Origin of the sequence: Streptomyces melanogenes (genome assembly GCF_014649795.1) — a bacterium.
In the GTDB taxonomy this organism is placed as follows: domain Bacteria; phylum Actinomycetota; class Actinomycetes; order Streptomycetales; family Streptomycetaceae; genus Streptomyces; species Streptomyces noboritoensis.
On record NZ_BMTS01000019.1, the window covers coordinates 70,826 to 90,140 of the forward strand.

Annotated in this window: 3 protein-coding genes and 1 pseudogene; 3 read left to right on the forward strand and 1 reads right to left on the reverse strand. The window is 67.1% G+C overall.

Going from position 1 to position 19,315, the window contains the following annotated elements; all coding sequences use genetic code 11:
* The first annotated feature begins 741 nt into the window (after positions 1 to 741).
* Complete coding sequence (locus tag IE252_RS32480) at positions 742 to 11,067, forward strand: LamG-like jellyroll fold domain-containing protein (protein ID WP_229848942.1); 10,326 nt, start codon at positions 742 to 744, stop codon at positions 11,065 to 11,067.
* Positions 11,064 to 11,675, forward strand: coding sequence for a hypothetical protein (locus tag IE252_RS32485; protein ID WP_190093023.1), 612 nt, complete (start codon positions 11,064 to 11,066; stop codon positions 11,673 to 11,675). The genes IE252_RS32480 and IE252_RS32485 overlap by 4 nt, the downstream gene beginning before the upstream one ends.
* Positions 11,676 to 11,742: 67 nt before the next feature.
* Here IE252_RS32485 and IE252_RS44375 read toward each other — a convergent pair.
* Positions 11,743 to 12,181: pseudogene (locus IE252_RS44375) on the reverse strand (replication-relaxation family protein); the annotation flags it as partial.
* Positions 12,182 to 13,160: 979 nt separating this feature from the next.
* On the opposite strand from IE252_RS44375, the gene IE252_RS32495 reads away from it, so the two are divergent.
* Complete coding sequence (locus IE252_RS32495; RefSeq protein ID WP_190093024.1) at positions 13,161 to 19,136, forward strand: glycosyl hydrolase family 18 protein; 5,976 nt, start codon at positions 13,161 to 13,163, stop codon at positions 19,134 to 19,136.
* The last annotated feature ends 179 nt before the right edge of the window (positions 19,137 to 19,315 follow it).

Consider the following 19,315-nt stretch of genomic DNA (forward strand, 5'->3'; position numbering starts at 1 on the left):
GACGTGGTGTCGTGTGTCGTCTTTTGCCGTGCACGTCCATCTCGAGACGTGATCACCGAGGCGCTGGCACGTCCGCACGCGTCTGGGTGCGGTTCGGTTGCTCGGCGGCCGTGTGCGTGTGTCCGGGGCCGGTTGCTGCCGGGGTGGCGGGGTGGTGGGTTCTGGGCGGCGATGACGAGTTGCCCTCGGGCTGCTCGTGGGCTGGGTTTCCCGAGGGGTGGCGAGTTTTGCATTGCGGTTGCATATGTCTGACCCAGACCTAGTAACTCCGTTTCTTGTGTATTGAGTTGGCTTGACGTGGGGTGATCGCTTGCCGTGCCGGATCGGCCTGTGTCGAAAGATTGCGAATGTAACGGATTGGAGAAGAAGGTATGACTAACTTGTGTGATTGACGTGTCGGCTTGTACAACATGTCTCTCTTGATCGTTCTTTGGGTGGGGATTTTTCGCTGTGCGTACCGCACGTCCGTTTGTGCTTTTCGTCGCGTTCTTGATGGCGGTGCTCGCTGGGACCCAACAGGCGGTGCTGGCCGCCGTGCCTGGTGGGTCTGTGCAAGCGGGGAAGGCCCCGGGCCAGGGCTGGGGTTCGGCGAGCGGTCGTGATCACGGGGTGTCCGGCGACGACACGGATGCGGATGCGTCGGGCGGGCACGGTGGTGCTCTCAGGGCGCCGGGTGAGCTGCCCAAGGACGCGGGACTGCCCAAGGGATCGCCGCTGGGCGGGGTCCCCGCTGCGCCGGTGATGGGCACGGCGCAGCCGGTCGACGCGCCGGATGCCGTCGCCCCGAGCGGCTTCGATGCGAAGGCCAGCAAGGAGCTGGTGGGGGAGCGGGACCGGCAGGCGCGTACCTATCTGAATGAGGACGGCACCCGCACGACGCGCTTCTACGACGAGCCGGTGAACTTCCGCGGTGCTGATGGCCAGTGGAAGGAGGTGGACACACGGCTGGCCCGCTCGGCGGGGCCGCGCACGATGTCCGCCTCCGACCAGGGCTGGGCGCCTGCCGCAACCGAGTCACCGATCTCCTTCGGCGACTATGCCAACAGCGACCCCCTCGTGCAGATCGCCTACGGCGACAGTGCGTCGGTGGGCTACGCGGTCGAGGGAGCCGCGGCGGTCAAGGGCAGCACGGACGGCAGCATGATCCGCTACCCGGACATCCGTACGTCAGCGGATCTGGAACTGCTGGCGGGCAACGATTCTGTCAAGGAGACGATCGTCCTCAAGAGCAAGGACGCGCCCACCCAGTGGCGCTTCCCGCTCGCGCTGAACGGCGTGACGGCACGGCTCGCCGACAGCGGCGGGCTGGAGTTCGTGAATGCCGCGGGCACTGTGCAGGCGTGGATGCCGTCCGGCTGGATGGAGGACGCCAAGGTCGGTGAGAACACCAACGAGGGGCAGATATCCACCGGCGTCCGCTACAGCCTGGCTGAGGAAGCCGGCCGACAGATCCTGGTCGTCACGCTGGATCAGCAATGGCTCGCCGACCCCGCGCGGGTCTTCCCGGTCAAGGTGGACCCCTCGGTCAGCCGCTTCGACGCCACCGTGGCCACCTACCTCCAGTCCCCCTACAACCAGAACTTCACCAGTGCCACGGTCATGAAGGTCGGCACGCCCGACGGCGGCGACAGCAAGGCGCTCGGCCTGCTGCGCTTCGCGGGGGTGGAAAAGACCCTCAAGAACGCCTGGGTGGTCAACGCCAGCCTGAGCCTGTACAACACGTGGTCGTACTCGTGTGACGCGAAGCCGGTCACCATCCACCCGATCACGTCCAACTGGTCGGAGCAGACGACCACGAAGTATCCCGGGCCGTCGACCGGCAACGCGCTGGCGTCCAAGAGCTTCGCGCACGGCTGGCGTCCGCCGGACACCACCAACTGGGCCTGCGCGGCTGCCTGGGAGAGCATTCCGCTGCGCGATGACGGCCGCCAGCTGGTCGACGACTGGACGCACGGCCGCAAGAGCAACTACGGCCTGGCCGTGAAGACGTCCGTCACGGACAGCAAGAGCTGGAAGCAGTTCGGCTCGGCCAACTACCCCGGCGGCAAGCCGAGCCTGGACGTCACCTGGACCAAGTACGGTGCCGCCTACCAGGTCGGCGGATTCGTGAGCCCGGTGACGGCGACGGCCGAGGGCTCGATGAAGGTCACGGTCACCAACCGGGGCCAGCAGACGTGGCCCAAGGGCGGCAACATCAAGCTGAAGTACGACCTGTATGACGCGTCGGGCAACCGCATCCGGGATGCTGCCAAGATCCGCTGGACGCCGATGCCCAACGATGTCGCCCCGGGCGCCAGTGTCACCCTGGAAGCCAAGATCGCTCCGCTGACTCCGGCGACCTACACGCTCGTGTGGACGATGGACGACTACGGCAACGCCGCCTTCAACAGCGAGGGCGTGCCCGGGTATGCGATCAAGTTCGACGCGGTCAACCTCCCGCCGTACCTCACCGCCGAGGCCCCCGCGAGCGGTGTGGTGGTCAACTCGGTGACCCCGACGCTGTGGGCGCAGGGCAAGGACCCCGACCACTACCCCAGCTCGCTCCAGTACTCCTTCGAAGTATGCGAGGTCAACGGCAAGGACGCCCGCGTGAACTGCCGCAGCGGCGCGCGCAGTGCCGCGCAGCAGTGGAGCGTGCCGGTCGGCTGGCTGACGTGGGGCAAGCGCTACGCCTGGTACTCCTACGCCTACGACGGCAAGGACTCCTCCGCGCGGCCGGGACCGGCCTTCTTCACCGCCGAGGTACCGCAGCCCCCGGTCACCTCCCAGCTGGGGGGAGACGACGGGCACGAGTTCGGCTACCGGGCCGGCAACTACTCCACCTCCTCCACGGACGCCGCGATGCCGTCCGTGGGCCCGGAACTGGCCGTGACCCGCACCTACAACTCCCTTGACCCGCGCACCCAGACCGCGTTCGGCTTGGGCTGGGCGTCGCGCTTCGACATGCGCCTGGAGGGAATCCCCTGGGGCGAGCCCGGTTCCCTCGTCAAGGTCACGATGGAAGACGGATCCCGTATTCAGTTCGGCAAGAACCCCGGCGGATCCTTTGCCGGGCCGTCGGGGAACACCATGACCCTCACGGTCCATCAGGAAGCGGGAGAATACAACTACTGGACGCTGCGCCTGCGCTCCGGTGTGGTCTACCGATTCAATGAATGGGGGGAGCTGCAAAGCGTCACCGACAGTGCGGGGCGCGTGCAGAAGCTCTTCTCCTCGCGCCCTGCTGAGGGCGACCCGCAGCCGCTGAAGTCGGTGACGGACGTCTCGTCCGGGCGGATGCTGTCCTTCACCTGGGCGAATGGGCACGTGGCGTCCGTGACCACCAATGCGGCCGGTCCCAACGCGCCGGGCCTGACGTGGACCTACACCTACAGCGGTGACCGCCTGACGAAGGTATGCCCGCCGGCCTCCACCACCGCCTGCACCCTCTATGAGTACGCCGACGGCTCGGTCTACCGCGCCACCGTGCTGGATGAGGCACCGGTTTCCTACTGGCGTCTGGGCGAGAGCGAGGGGGCGAAGGCGGCGAGCGAGGCGCCTTCAGCGACCGGGCTGAATAACGCGCAGTACCACGATGTGGACCTCGGGCGGCCCGGTGCGCTGGCTTCCAGCAACAACACCGCCGCGGGCTTCGACGGCACCAGCTCCACTGTGGAGCTGCCGGAGAACACGCTGCGTACCAGCACCTTCCTGTCGGTGGAACTGTGGTTCAAGACCAGTAAGCCCGGTGTGCTGATGGGCTTCCAGAACCGTCCGTTGGAGGACGACGCACCGGGCAACTGGACTCCCACTCTGGCCATCGGAGCCGACGGCAAGCTGCGCGGTCAGTACTGGACCGGCAAGGCCCAGCCGCTGACCAGCACCACCACGGTGACCGACGACCAGTGGCACCATGCCGTGCTCACCGGCGCCGGCACCACCCAGACCCTGTACCTCGACGGCGCCAAGGTCGGCACCCTGGAGGGCACCATCGATCACCTCGACCAGTCGTACACCTACCTGGGCGCGGGCTACTCCAGCGTCACCTGGGACGGCAGCCCCGCCGGCGTGCGCCGCTTCACCGGACAGATGGACGACGTCGCCGTCTACCACCACCCCCTGAGCGACGGCACCGTCGCCGAGCACTTCGCTGCCCGCGCGGCCACCAGCCGGATGACCAAGGTCACCAACCCGTCCGGCCGCGTGCACGCCACCGTCGCCTACGACGGCGCCACGGACCGCGTGGCCCAGGTGACCGACCAAAAGGGCGGCACCTGGAAGCTGTCCGCCCCCGCCTACTCAGCAGGCTCGGCCGCGTACGCGGAAGCCGTACGCGCCTCGGGGCCCGTTGACTACTGGCGACTGGGCGAACCCGGCGGGGCGGTTGCCACCGACGAGATCGCCAGCGGTGAAGACGGCTCCTACACCGACGGAGTCCTGCAAGGCGACCCCGGCGTGTTCGCCGACGGCGACAGCACGGCCATCACCCTGGACGGCAGCAAGGGAGCCGTCGAGGTCCCCGTCGCCCCCTTGACCACCTCGCCGGCCCTCGCCGCCGAGTTGTGGTTCCGCACCGCCAAGCCGGGTGTCCTGCTGGCCCTGCAGAACGCGGAGCTCGGTGCCACTCCGGCGCCGACCAACTGGGATCCCATCCTGGCCGTGGACTCCGGCGGGGTACTGCGCGGGCGCCTGCGCAACACCAGCGGCTGGCCCACGGCGATCAAGTCGCCGGAGAAGGTGACCGACAACGAGTGGCACCACGCGGTGCTCACCGGCTCCGCCAGTGGCCAGTCGCTCTACCTGGACGGCGTCAAGCTGGGCACCGTGGCCGGGGCCGTCCAGTGGGAGACGGTGACGCACGCCTACCTCGGTGCGGGATATTCCAGTGAGGGCTGGGACGGCGGCGCCACCGCGACCCGCTACTTCACCGGTCAGCTCGCCGAAGCCGCCTTCTACACGAAGGAACTGCCTCAGCAGGCCGTAACCGACCACTACCGCGCCCGCACCAAGCTGGTGTCCGGCAATGGCGACACCTACCAGGGAGCCGTCCTGGCGGACGCCCCCTCGCAGTACTGGCGTCTGGACGAGACCAAGGGAACCCAGGCCAGCAACAAGATCGCTGTCTACGGGGGCTACGGCACCTACACCAACGCCACACTCGGCACCACCGGTCCCTCCGGAACCGGCGACAAGACCGCGATCAGCCTGAACGGCAACGGCAGCGTCAAGCTCCCCATGGACATCCTCGGCAGCCCCACCGACACCTCCGCTGAGCTGTGGTTCCGCACCGCCAAGCCGGGCGTGCTGCTGGGCCTGCAAAACGCCGATCTCGGCTCGGTGCCCACCAACTGGGACCCGGTGCTGGTCGTGGACTCGGACGGTCTGCTGCGCGGGCGTCTGCGCAACACGAGCGGCTGGCCCACGGCGATCAAGTCGCCGGAGAAGGTGACCGACAACGAGTGGCACCACGCGGTCCTGACCGGCTCGTCCAGTGGCCAGTCGCTGTACCTGGACGGTGTCAAGGTCGGCACCGTGGCCGGGGCCGTCCAGTCGGAAACGGTGACCCGCGCCTACCTCGGCGCCGGCTATTCCAGCGCGGGCTGGGACGGCGGGACCACCGCGACCCGCTACTTCACCGGCCAGCTCGCCGAAGCCTCCATCTACAGCCACGCCCTCAGCGACAACCAGGTCACCGCGCACTACCGCGCGATGCGCTCGACCAGCGCCTCCGCCCTGGCCTCGACCATCACCGTGACCGACCCCCTGGGGCAGACCCAGAGCACCACCTACGACATGCTGCGCGGCCAGCGCCCCCTCACCACCGTCGACGCCACCGGCGCACGCACTACGCTCGCCTACGACACCGGCGGCTTCCTCAACACGGTCACCGACGCGAACGGCCACGCCACGGTCACCGGGCACGACGCGCGCGGCAACACCATTTCCACCAGCACCTGCCGCGACGTGAACGCGTGCTGGACCTCGTTCACCGAGTACTACCTCAATGCGTCCGACCCCAACGACCTGAGGAACGACAAGCCGGTCGCCGTGCGGGACGCCCGCTCGGCGAACGCCACCGACAACCGCTTCAAGACGGCAACGGCCTACACCGCCCAGGGGCTGGCGTCCACCATCACGCTCGCCGACGGACGTACCGCCACGACCACCTACACCACCGGCAGCGAACCCGCAGTCGGCGGCGGAACCACGCCGGCCGGCCTGGTCGCCTCCAAGACCACCCCCGGTGGGGCCACCACCTCCTACACCTACTACGCCGACGGAGCCATCGCGCAGGCCACCGCACCCTCCGGGCTGGTGACCAAGTACGCCTATGACGGACTCGGCCGCAAGACCTCGGAGACCCAGATCTCCAAGAGCTTCCCGGACGGGATAGCCACCACCTTTGCCTACGACAGCCTCTCGCGTGTCACGGCCGAGACGGGCAGCACAGTCAAGAACGAGATCACCGGGACTTCACACGCCGCGAAGGTCAGCAGGACCTTTGACGACGACGGCAACCTCCTCACGGAAAGCACCGAGGACACCGTCGGCGGCGACCCCAAGCGCGTCACGACCAGCCACTACGACGACCACGGCCTCAACGACAGCGCGAGCGATGCCGCGGGTAACCAGACCACGTTCGGCTATGACGCCCTGGGCCGACTGAACCGGCAGACGGACGCCACCGGTACGACGTACACGTACGCCTACACGCCGCGCGGCCAGCACGCCGAAACCACGTTGAAGGACTGGACGGGCGACCCCTCGGGCCGGACCCGTGACCTGACCATGGTCTCCAAGGCGTACGACCCGGCCGGCCGTCTGGCCAGCGTCACCGACGCGATGGGCGCCACCACCTCCTACACCTACTTCGACGACAACCTGCCCGCCACCACCACCGCCAAGCAGGTCACCCAGGCCGACGGCACCCGGCACGACATCGTGCTGGAAGCCAACACCTACGACGGCGCCGGGCATCTCACCCAGCAGGTCACCGGCGGCGGCCGCACCACCGTCACGAACACCATCGACGCTCTGGGCCGCACCTCCGCCACCACCCTCGACCCCAACGGCCTGAACCGCACCACCACCTACGCCTACGACGGCGACAACCGTGTCACCCAGCAGGCACGCGCCATCGACAGCGCGGGCAAGAAGCTGACCACCTCCACCGAGTACGACGCGGCGGGCAACGCGACCAAGTCCACCCTGACCGACGGTGACACCCCCCGCATCACCACCCGTACCTATGACGAGCGCGGACTGCTGACCTCCCAGGTCAGCCCCAGGGGCAACACCCCCGGTGCGGACGCCTCCGCCTACACGACCCGCATCCGGTACGACGCCCTGGGCCGCCCCGTCCAGCAGAGTGCGCCCCCGGCCCAGACCGAGGAGAACGGCGGCTCGCCGCAGACCCTGGAAGCCACCACGCGCACCGGCTACAACACCTTCGGCGAAGCCACCGAAAACCAGGATGCCCGCGGCGCGGTGACCCGCACCGAACTCGACAGCCTCGGCCGCCCCGTCGCCACCACCCTGCCCGACTACACCCCGCCCGGCGGCACGAAGATCACCGCCACGGCGCGCACCCGCTACGACGCCCTCGGCCGCACCACGGCCAGCACCGACCCCCTGGGGCGCACCACCACCTTCACCTACGACCAGCTCGGCCAGCTCCTGACCAAGACCGACCCGGCCACCGGAGCGAACCTCAACCAGCCTCTGGGCAACGCAACCTCACTCACCGGCGCCGGCATCAGCAGCTACGCCTGGACGCCCACCGGCCTGCAGCTGGCAGCCACCAGCCCGACGGGAGCACGGACCGAGGCGACCTACGACGAACTCGGACGCCAGCTCACCGCCACCACCGTGGAGCGTTACCCCGCTCTGCAAAACCTCACCACCCGCTACAGCTGGGACGACGCGAGCAACCAGACAACCTCCACCACACCGGCCAGCCACGCCACCACCGCCACCTACAACCCGGCAGGTGACCTCCTGACCGTCACCGACCCCCTGGGAGGCACCACCAAGGCCGACTACGACGGCCTCGGCCGCACCATCCAGTCCCTGGACGCCACCGGCCGCAAGAGCACCATGGCCTACGACGCCCTGGGCAACGAGACCACCCGCAGCGACTACGGCACCGGCTCCACCCCGCTGCGCACCACCACGGCCGAGTTCGACGCCGACGGCAACAAGACCGCAGCCACCTCGGCCACCGGAACCCGCACCACCTACGGCTATGACGCGTTGGGCCGCATGACCCAGCAGTCCGAACCCGTCGCCGACGGCCACGCCATCACCACCCGCTTCGGCTATGACGCCGCAGGCAACCGCACCCGCCTGACCGACGGCCGCGGCAACACCACGACGTACACCTACACGCCGTGGAACCTGCCGGAATCGACCATCGAACCCGCCACCGCCACCCACCCGGCGCCCGCAGACCGCACCTGGACCACCGTCTACGACGCGGCGGGCCAGAGCACTGTCGACATGCTGCCCGGAGGCGTCAAGCGGGAACGCACCTTCGACGCGCTGGGCCGCCTCACCGCCGAGACCGGCACCGGCGCCGAAGCCGCCACCACCGCCCGGTCACTCGCCTACGACCTGGCCGGCCGCATCACCGCCGCCGGCGCGGACGGGCTGATGGGCCGCAACACCTACACCTACAACGACCGCGGACAGCTGCTGACGGCCGACGGCCCCGGCGGCAAGACCGCCTACACCTACGACGCAGACGGCAACATGACCGGACGCGCCACCAAGGAAGGCACCACCCAGTACGGCTACGACGCCGCAGGCCGCAGCGCATGGACCCAGGACGCCCTCACCGGTAACCAGATCTGGTCCTCCTACGACGCCGCAGGCCGGCCCGTGGTCAACCAGTACGCGCTCATCCCCCCGGGCGGGAAGAGCTGGGCCGACTCCGTCGTCTCGGCGCAGCGCACCTACGGCTACGACAGCCTCGGCCGCCTGACCAGCGACAAGATCACTGATCCGAAGGCGACGAGCGAAACCGCCTCCACCGCCTACGACTACGACCTCGCCGACCGCCTGACGAAGAAGAACACCAAGGGCACGGCCGGAGCCGGCGACAACACCTACGGCTACGACCAGGCAGGCCGCATGACCTCCTGGACTGCCGCAGGCACCACCACCGGCTACAGCTGGGACGACGCGGGAAACCGCACCCAGGCCGGCAGCGCCACCTCGACGTTCGACGAACGCAACCGCCTCCTGTCCGACGGCACCTCGACCTACACCTACACCCCACGCGGCACCCTGTCCGCAGTGGCCGGACAGCCGAGCACCGCGCGCTCGCTCACCTTCGACGCCTTCGAACGCAAGATCAGTGACGGAGCCTCAACCTTCGCCTACGACTCCCTCGACCGCGTCCGCCAGAGCGGCGCAGCCACCTTCAGCTACGACGGAGGCTCCAACAACCTCACCGACGACGGCACCAACCAGTACACCCGCACCCCCGACGGTGCACTGCTCGCCATCGCCAACGGCGGCACCAAGCAGTGGGCCGTCACCGACCAGCACACCGATCTGGTGGCCGGCCTCACCCCGGACGCCAAATCTCTGACTGGCTCCACCGCCTACAACCCCTTCGGCCAGAAGACGGCCACAACCGGCACCACCCCGGCCCTCGGCTACCAGTCCGGCTGGACCGACCCGGCCTCCGGTGACGTCAACATGGCCGCCCGCTGGTACCAGCCGGGCACCGGCAGCTTCAACTCCCGCGACACCTGGCAGCTGCAACCCGCTCCGTCGGCCCAGGCAAACGGCTACCTTTACGGCAATGCTGGACCGCTCAACGGCACGGACCCCAGCGGACACTGCATCGGCCCGGTGCTCATCGCCTGTATTTATGGTGTGGGCGACCTCCTTGTGGCTGGAGGAACGGCTGGCGCGGGCTACTCCTCGAAGCAGATCCTCAGCGGAAACTACGACTGGTCCTACTTCGACGACTGGGGGTGGTCTTGGTCGTCGTCGGGATCAAGCTCGTACACCGGCTCGTACTCCACCGCCCTTGACTGGGATTACGCGGGGAGCATGTCGTCCTCGCTCGGGGCTCAGGCTGACCGGCTCCGGTGGAGTGGCTACTCGTCGGGCTATATCGACTATGGATCTTCATACCGAGGTTCGTCGCGGGCAGGGCATGGCCACTGGGGTTATGGTCCCCGGAGTGCACCCCGGGTGCGCACTCGACCTCCCAAGCCGAAGATCGACCAGAACCCCAACAACGGTCCCCACCCCAAGCCTGCACCGCCCCGACCGGCCGCCAAGCCGGACTGGGACCCCAAAAACGGTGGCTGGAAGCCTGGCGACGGCTGGAAGCTCACGTACACCGCCGCAAAGATTCTCAATCTGTTCGGAGACCACCAGTACACGCCGGATACGTTCAGTTCGCTGGATCCCTCACCAGGGCAGGTGCCGGGTGGTGGAAGCGGTGGAAGAAATGGCGGTGACTGTCGAGTCGGTGGGCAGGGATGGGTAGACCTCAAGGAGGGGGACGCGGCGAATGGAAACCGTGCTATGGGAGTCGAGGCATGCCTTGATTCGGAATACCTCGCTAGCCATGAGGGAACCTCAACGAACCCTGGCGTGTTGAAGCCTCCTGGGTATGACTGGGCGCGTAACTACGCTATGTACCTGGGAAATCGGCCGCCGGGGTCATGGATCAATGCCTGCCACCTGCTGGGCAAGCAGTTCGGTGGCGACGGCCTTGATGTGCGCAACCTCTCAACATGCGCCCGATCGAGTAACGCCACGCGGGTTGACTCACGCGATCCTGGAGTGGAAGACAACATGCTGAAGTTCGAGAATCAGGTGAAACGAGCGATCGACGGCGATCAGGTCGTGCACTACACCGTGACACCGAAGTACATGGGGCCGCGGACCGTACCCGTGAGCTATGAAATGTCGGCTCAAGGCTACGATCGCCAGGGTAATCCGGGCATCAAGTTCAGTGACGTCGTCACCAACCAGATCTACAGTGCTAAGTTCGGGCACTGGCGCAACCTTGGCGGTGTCACCTACCAAGGCATCCCGATTCCCACGGGAGGTACTCCATGAGCTCGGCGGTTCAACGGCTGGCAGTGTTCGTCAATCACTCCGATGAAGCGGGCGACACTCTGGATTGGGCAGCTCTCGCGCATGCGTACGGACATGAGTTCCCGGTTGACTATCAGGAGTTCGTCGCCGCTCTTGGGGAAGGGTCGTTCAATGAGGATGGACTCATGGTCGCGATTCCCCGGGCTCTCCAGGACGAACACTGGCGTGTGCACCGTCTTCCCGAAGACGCCGTCACCGCACCCGATATGCAATCCTGGGCACAGTCGGAACATGCTGGCCGACATTCCCTGCGGGACATGCTGGTATGGGGTGGAACAAGCGCGGCCGACGTGCTCTGCTGGCTCACAGAAGAGTCATCCCCTGACCAGTGGCCAGTCGCGGTGTGGTCGAGGGCGAGCGCTGCCTGGGAGGTATACGAATGCGGAATGGTGGAATTCCTGACCAAGGTTTTCGCTGCCGAATTCGAAAAATGCCCCGTAAGTGATGCGGCCGTATGGGGTACTCGTCCTAAGTTCCTGCATGTCCGGGAGGAAGATCGACTGCGCGAAGCAGGACTGAACCCATGGACCGGAGAGCCAGACCCGTTCGCGGGCATGCAGTACGAGTAAGCAGGCTCTACTGTCCAAGCGATTGAAGCAGCGTGTGTCGAACGTTGTGCTGCTCGTGATCATTTACCTAGAGGTCTGTCCACGAGCAGTACTCGGCCCCCTGCGAGCTAGTGGTACCCACACATCACCTGTGGGGCTGCGGAGCTCGAGGTCGTTGAGAACTGCCGCGCCTAGGGGTACCTCACGGGCGAGGGCGGCGACGGGTGGGTGCGGTGCAGCCATGGCCTACAGGTCGGCGATCCGGTTGTCCAGGACGTACCAGGAGGCGCCAGTCAGGACAACAAGGATGCGGGGGAAGACCGGGTACCGACGCAGCCACACGCTGCCGGTTCCCGTGGGCCGCCGTGTGTGCTGGCGGCCCACGGCAGTCGCGCGTACTCGATGAGTTTTGATGCGAGCCGTTCGCCGCTCATGGTGGTGCGATGGACTTCGACGAACGCCCGTAGTTTCGTGCGCTGTTCTGCCTCGATGAGCGTGTAGTACATGACGGCGTCCGCGATGATTTTCCCCCGTCGCCGGTGATGAGCCGCGTCGTGGGCAGCGACACCTTTCGCTTCGAGGCCGTGTTGACCAGCGTCCAGTTCGTCGTGTCGACACAGTCGACGACCGTCGCTGTGGGGACTCTGCCGTGGGTCACGGTGATGACCCTCGGGCGGATCGCCGGCCTGCCGGTGGTCACTTGGCCCGGCCTTGCGTATGGCCACCAGGTCGCTCTCGATGTCGGCCAGCGCCTTGAAGGTGGTGTTCTTCTGAAGGTTGGTTCCCGTGGAGGAGGCCTTGCTGTAGGCCTTGGTCTGCGCGTCCCAGGAACTGGTGTACGCCGCGATGATGGCCGCGTCTGCGGCATCAGTGGTGGAACTGGGAGAGCCCGAGACAGTGGGTGTGGGTGGGGCTGGGCTTGGACGATGCGGGGGAGTCGCTGGCGCTGCTTCCGGCCAGTGCCAGCAGACTCCCGGCAAGGAGCACTGCCGCAGCTTGTCTTCGGGTACGAGCAGCGACGGCGTGTGCGGATAACGGGTGTTGTGGAGCTGTCATGTGGTCTCCCCGTAGAACGCGGTGCGGTTGGCAGTCGTCCGTGGATTTCGGCATGCGGGGCTCAGAGCTGCGGCCCGGTGGCGGGCTTGCGCCACTGCCAGGCAACACAGATACGCACCCCTTTCCCGACTAACATTTGAGGCTATTCGCTCAACTCGGTATTTTTCTGGGCGTTCTGGGGATCGGTGTTGATCTGCGGGGTCCCACTGCCGTCCCGGGGGTGGCAGGGAGGGTGCGTTGTTCTGGGAGAGCGGTGGTGGAGGTGCCTGCGCTGCTGGGCCGTGTGAAGGAGTGCGCTCGCCTGCGCTGGGGCGCGAGTGCAGCCTGCGCGGTGTCGATGAGCAAGTGATTATCTCCTGTTGATTGCCCTGTGTTGAGGTGGGCGGGTCAAGTAGTGGCCAATCCAGGGGATGACGGATGACAACAAGAAGGGGCCGAAGGCGGCCAAGAGTGCGGCTGATATCCGCCGCACTCGTTGCCGCACTGATGGCCGGACTGCTCGGGGTGATGGGTGCGAGCGCTCCTGCCGCGCAGGCAGCGGTGTCCGGTCTGCGCGCCACGACGTTCAACATGCAGAACGCGTCCAAGTACTGGCCGAGGATTCATCAGCTCCTGAGGGAGCCCAACCCTCCGCAGGTCGTGGCGCTCCAGGAGGTGGGACAAAACGCTCCGGACGGCTATGCCTGCGACGACCCTCACAGCTTCATCAGTAAGGGGCCGAAGGAGACCATAGATTACCGGGTGTTCAAATGCACAGCCGTCGACGGTTACTTGTTCTACTTCCTTGAAACGCGCGTTGCCGACGACCACACACGGAATATTGCTTTTCTTGTCGATCGGGATATCGCTCTCAATGATGCGAACATCCACGTGATCGGCCGGGTGGGCGAAATCGGCAACACGGTCAAGAACCCGAAGCCGATGCTGGGAATCCGCGTGGCCGGCACCTGGCTGTACAGCGCGCACGGCGAGAACGGGGGCCGCGACACGGCCGCGTTGGTCGAAGCCGCTCACGATGACGCCGGCACTGACGACTGGGCCGTGATGGGGGACTTCAATCGGGAGTCGAACCAGTGGAGGCAGGACGAACTGCAGCCGCTGAGGGCTCGTGTGATCGCCACGGTTCTGCCCACCCGCGAAAACAAGGTGCTCGACTACATGATCGCGGACGAGGGCAGCAGCCTGGGTGTCAATCCGAAGCGCATCGAGGACCTCAAGTCTGACCACTGGGCGGTGCGGTTCGGCACCGAGTGCGCTCCTGTTGCCAGGTCGAGTGCGGCGCCGAAGGCCCGCGTTGCGGGTGATGCGTGTACGGGCAGGCCGTCCGCCATCGTCTCGATGGGCGATAGCTACCTCTCCGGTGAAGGCGGCCGATGGGCGGGCAACGCGCTCACCAAGGAGGAAGGTGACGTGTGGGGCACCGACCGGAAGTCGAGGTGCCAGGGCGGGGAGGACTGTGTGTACGGCGGGACGTCCTATGCCGGGGGGAACCGCTGCGACCGGTCGGATGTGGCTCCCATCAAGGGAGTTGAGTTCGAGGGGATTCCCGCAGAGCGCCGGTTCAACCTCGCCTGCTCGGGGGCGACGACCGAGAACATCACTTCCACGGCATTCAAGGACAAGAAGCCGCAGGTTCAGCGGCTTGCAGAGCTGGCCCGGGAGTACGACATCCGGATGGTCGTGCTGTCGATCGGCGGAAACGACCTGAACTTCAGCGAAATCGTCCAGGCGTGTGCGAAATCCTATCTGGAGGATTCGGTCGGAAACCTCGATCCTGCCGTGCGGTGGCAGTGCTCCAGCACCCGGGAGAAGGGGTTTGCCGATGCGCTCGACGGGGTCCGGGCCAAGGTGACCAAGAACCTGATGGATATCCGCAGCGCGATGAGGGCAGCGGGCCAGTCGGATTACCGGCTGGTGCTCCAGTCGTATCCCAACGTGCTCCCGAAGAGCTCCGACTACCGCTACGGCGAAGGTGTGCTGAGCTTCCCCCGGTACACCAGCGGCGGATGCCCGTTCCGTGACACCGACTCCGACTGGGCCCGCGACTCCGTCGTCCCCCGCATCAGCAGCATGCTGCGGGCCGCCGCCGGGACAGCCGGGGCGAAGTTCCTGGACGTGCAGAACGCGTTTGCCGGGCACGAGCTGTGCGCCAAGTCGGCGGAGCAGGCCACCAGCGCGAACAACAAGAGCAGTCCCTTGCCGGCGGAGAAGGCCGAATGGGTGCGCTGGGTCCCCTACCTCAGCAACTGGACCAGGGAGCGGTTCGAAGGGAAGGCGCAGGGGGATCAGCAGGAGGCGATCCACCCCAACGCGTTTGGACAGCTCGCGCTGGCATCGTGCCTGAGCGGGCTGGGGCAGGCGCTGGCGCAGAACGACGTCGCCGCCTACGAATGCGGCGCATCGGACGGTGGCACGAAAACCAGTCCCTTGAGGGGTGAGCGTGAGGGGGTCGTCCGGCTGCGCAACGACCGCACCGGGGAGGTCCTGGACGCTGCCAAGGCACGCGACGATTCCTACCTCGTCACGTCCCCGGACAAAGCTTCGGGCAGCCAGCGGTGGCTGCTGCGCAACGCGGGCACGGGTCGCATCTCGCTGCAGGCACAGCACAACGGCCGCTACCTCGACACCTACAACAGCTGGACCTATCTGGGCGGCAAGGAGAAAACCTGGTTCCTGACACGTCGTGACGACGGCCGTGTCGCCCTGTCGCAGGACCAGGGCCGGGCAGCAAGCACCTGCCTGGCGCAGGATCCCGGCAAGGAGTCGGGGGGAAAGAAGTGGGTCAGCCACGACCCCTGTCCGCACGTCATGGACGACCAGTACTGGTACATCGACTACCCGGCCGATGTGGTCATCACCCCGCGTGACCCGGCCGGCGGGACGGAACCGCGTGACGGGGGACGCATGGAGCTGAGGTCGGCCACCGGCACGGTGATGGACCTGAAGGGCAGCAGCACCGCGAGCGGTACCAGCGTGCAGGCGTACGAGCCCAATGACTCAGAGGCACAGCGCTGGGTGATGCGGTCGCTGGGCGGAGAAAACTGGCGGATCACCGCGGCCGCGAAGCCGGACATGGCGGTCGACCACGATCCCGGACCCCACCGCACGCATCTGGTCGAGACCCAGGAAGGCAACGCCAACCAGGTGTGGCAAGCGAAGGGAGCAGGCGAAGGCTGGTACACCTTGGTGAGTGGGGCCGACGGGCGCTGCCTGAGTGCTGGAGAGGCCGAGCAGCCCCTGGAGTTGGCGGACTGCGAGGCGGACAGCCCAAAGCAGCGGTGGAAGTTCCGCGAGGCAGGGACCGCCCTGCCCGTCAGCACGATCAAGGGGCTTGAGGGCAAGTGCGTCGAGCCGCGCGAGGGTAGCCGCGAGGACCGCACGCCCATCCGTCTGGCCACCTGCGCCGGGTCGGACGGCCAGGGCTGGACCGCGGCTAGCGACGGCACGCTCCAGACACTGGCGAAGTGCCTGGACGTCGACGGCGGGCGCGCCGACAACGGCACCCCGGTCCAGCTGTATGCGTGCAACGGCAGTGCTGCCCAGCGGTGGGTGTACAGCGCCCGGCAGGAGCTGCGCAACCCGAGCTCCGGCAAGTGCCTGGACGTCCCCCGGTCGGACACCGCCCGGGCGCTGCAGCTGTATGACTGCAACGGCAGCGAGGCACAGAAGTGGCAGATGTCCGCCCCGCCGATCGGCCAGCCCGACGGCGGCGACGCGGGCGATCCCTTCGACGGCTCCGTGGACGACCGCGGCACCAAACCCGCCTCCACGGGCGACTGCCGCCCCGAGGGCATGGCCCAGACCCAAGGCGTGGCGGCGCGATACTGCGACGCGTACGACGGCTCGGGGCGCGAGTGGGTCGGCAACAACCGCACGCGGCGGCTGGTGGGTTACTTCACCGGGTGGCGTGCGGGCGTGAACGGCGATCCGAAGTACCTGGTGTCGAACATCCCGTGGTCGAAGGTGACGCACATCAACTACGCGTTCGCCAAGGTCGACGGGAACCGGATCAGTATCGGTGACGAGAGCGACCCGCAGAACCCGGCAACCGGGATGACCTGGGCGGGCGAGAAGAACGCCATGGACAGCTCGCTGCCGTACAAGGGGCACTTCAACCTGCTCAACAGCTACAAGAAGAAGCATCCCGCGGTGAAGACGCTGATCTCGGTGGGAGGCTGGGCCGACACCCGGGACTTCTACGCGATGACCACGAACGCCGACGGCAGCGTGAACCAGGCGGGCATCGACACGTTCGCCGACTCGGTGACGGGCTTCTTGGACCGGTACGGATTCAACGGGGTGGACATCGACTACGAGTACCCGACCGCCTTGCCCAACACGGGCAACCCGAAGGACTGGGACGTCTCCAACCCGCGTCGCAAGGGCCTGCAGCAGGGCTACAACGCGCTGATGAAGACACTCCGGGAGAAGCTGGACCGGGCGGGCTCGGACAAGGGCCGCTACTATCTGCTGACCTCCGCGGGCTCCTCCTCCGGCTACCTGGTCCGCGGCCTGGACGCCGGCCAGGCGCTGCAGTACCAGGACTTCGTCAACGTCATGAGCTACGACCTGCACGGCTCGTGGAACAAGTTCGTCGGCCCGCAGGCCCCGCTGTACGACGACGGGAAGGACAACGAGCTGGCCGACGCCGGGATCTACAACGACCAGGCGGCGGATACGAAGGACTTCCAGAAGCACGGCTACTTCAACACCGACTGGTCCTACCACTACTACCGCGGGGCGCTGCCGCCCGGCCGCATCAACCTCGGCATCCCCTACTACTCACGGGGCTGGCGGGACGTCCAGGGCGGCTCGGACGGGCTGTGGGGGACAGCTGCGATGCCGGAACAGTCCCAGTGCCCCCTGGGCACCGGAGGCAGGGGCCCGGCGAACGCCCAGGCATGCGGGCTCGGCGCCGTCGGCATCGACAACGTGTGGCACGACAGCGAGAACGGACGCGAGGTCGGAGCCGGGTCGAACCCGCTGTGGCACACCAAGAACCTCCAGGCCGGCATCACGCCCGGCTACCTCACGTCCTACGGCGTCGACACCGACCGGGCCGAGGGCCAGCTGAGCGGCACGTACGCCGAGAAGTACTCTGACGCGCTCCAGGCCCCCTGGCTGTGGAACGCAACCAAGCGGGTGTTCTTGTCCACCGAGAACGAGAAGTCCATCGACGCCAAGAGCAGATACATCGCCGACAAGGGCATCGGCGGAGCGATGATCTGGGAACTCGCCGGCGACTACACCCAGCGTGCGGGCGGGGAGTGGGGGATGGGCTATGACCTCACCACCCGCCTGGACGACGCCCTCAAGGGCGCCGGAGCGTACGGGAACACGAAGGCGGGGGGCCGTCAGCAGCCCAGGGAGGTGATCGACGTGACGGCGGAACTGGTCGAGTTCCCCGCCGGAAAGGACGACTTCTATCCGATCCAGCCGAAGCTGCGGATCACCAACAACACCGGCGTCACCCTCGCCCAGGGCACCCAGATCTCCCTCGACCTGCCCACCTCCACACCGCCCGTCGTCAAGGACAACGACTACAAGGAGATCAAGGGCCTCACCCCCGGCCACACCGGCCCCAACGTGGGCGGCCTGAAGGGCGACTTCCACCGCCTGACCCTCACCCTCGGCTACTGCGAGGACCTGGCACCGGGCAAATCCCGCGACATCGACCTCAAGTACTACCTGCCCATCACCGGGCCGGCCAACGTCACCTTCACCATCGGCGGCAAGGAATACGGCTCCACCGGCGACCGGCGCCGCGACGTCACGACGGCCACCCCACCCGCGCCCAGCACGGGAGCCGAATGCCAGGCTGGCGCCTGGAAACAAGGGCAGGTCTACCGGCCGGATGGCGGACGGCTGTGGCGGATGTACGACAAGGGGGAGAAGGGCTGGATGTTCGAGTACGGCGACAGCCCGTCCGGAAACCCCATGATGATCGACAACAACCCCGATGAGTCCCGCGCGCACCTCGTGGAACGCATGGAAGAAAACCCCAACCAGTACTGGAAGATCCAGCCCGCCGGCGACGGCGCCTACACCGTCAGCAGCGGGACACGCTGCATGACCGCGACCGCCTCGCGCAAGGACACCGCCTCACTGGGCTGTGACGGGCGAGCCGAGCAGAAGTGGAAACTGATCCCCATCGCCGACAACGGCAGCGAAGGAGCACCCGGCGCCCCCAAACACAACGGCCTCTTCAAGCTGCGCTCCCTGACCGGCGGCAACGATCTCGAGGTCGCGGGCGGCGCGACCGACCGGGGCACACACATCCTCACGGGCGACACGAAGGCCTCGACAGCCGCGTTCGTCAGGCACCAGGGCTACTACTGGTACGCCCAGTGGTACACCACCGCCGAACCCGGCACGGCCGAGGCGAACGGCGGCAAGCCGTGGAAGCGGCTCAGCCCCGCCCCGTAACCCTCCTGAAAGCAAACTCGATCACACCGGGCCCCGGCAGAGCAATGCGCCTCTGCCGGGGCCCAGCACGTACTCGCCCGAATCATCCGTCGTGTGCGTCCCGGGGCGTCGGCCCAGATGCCTGAGAAACCCGCCACGGCACCTTGTGGTGCCGGGGCTCCGTGGAGCCCTGGCACCAC

Bases quoted from the DNA above. Each gene is read 5' to 3' on its own strand.
- IE252_RS32480 (WP_229848942.1), top strand. From the start codon at position 742: ATGGGCACGGCGCAGCCGGTCGACGCGCCGGATGCCGTCGCCCCGAGC.
- IE252_RS32485 (WP_190093023.1), top strand. From the start codon at position 11,064: ATGAGCTCGGCGGTTCAACGGCTGGCAGTGTTCGTCAATCACTCCGAT.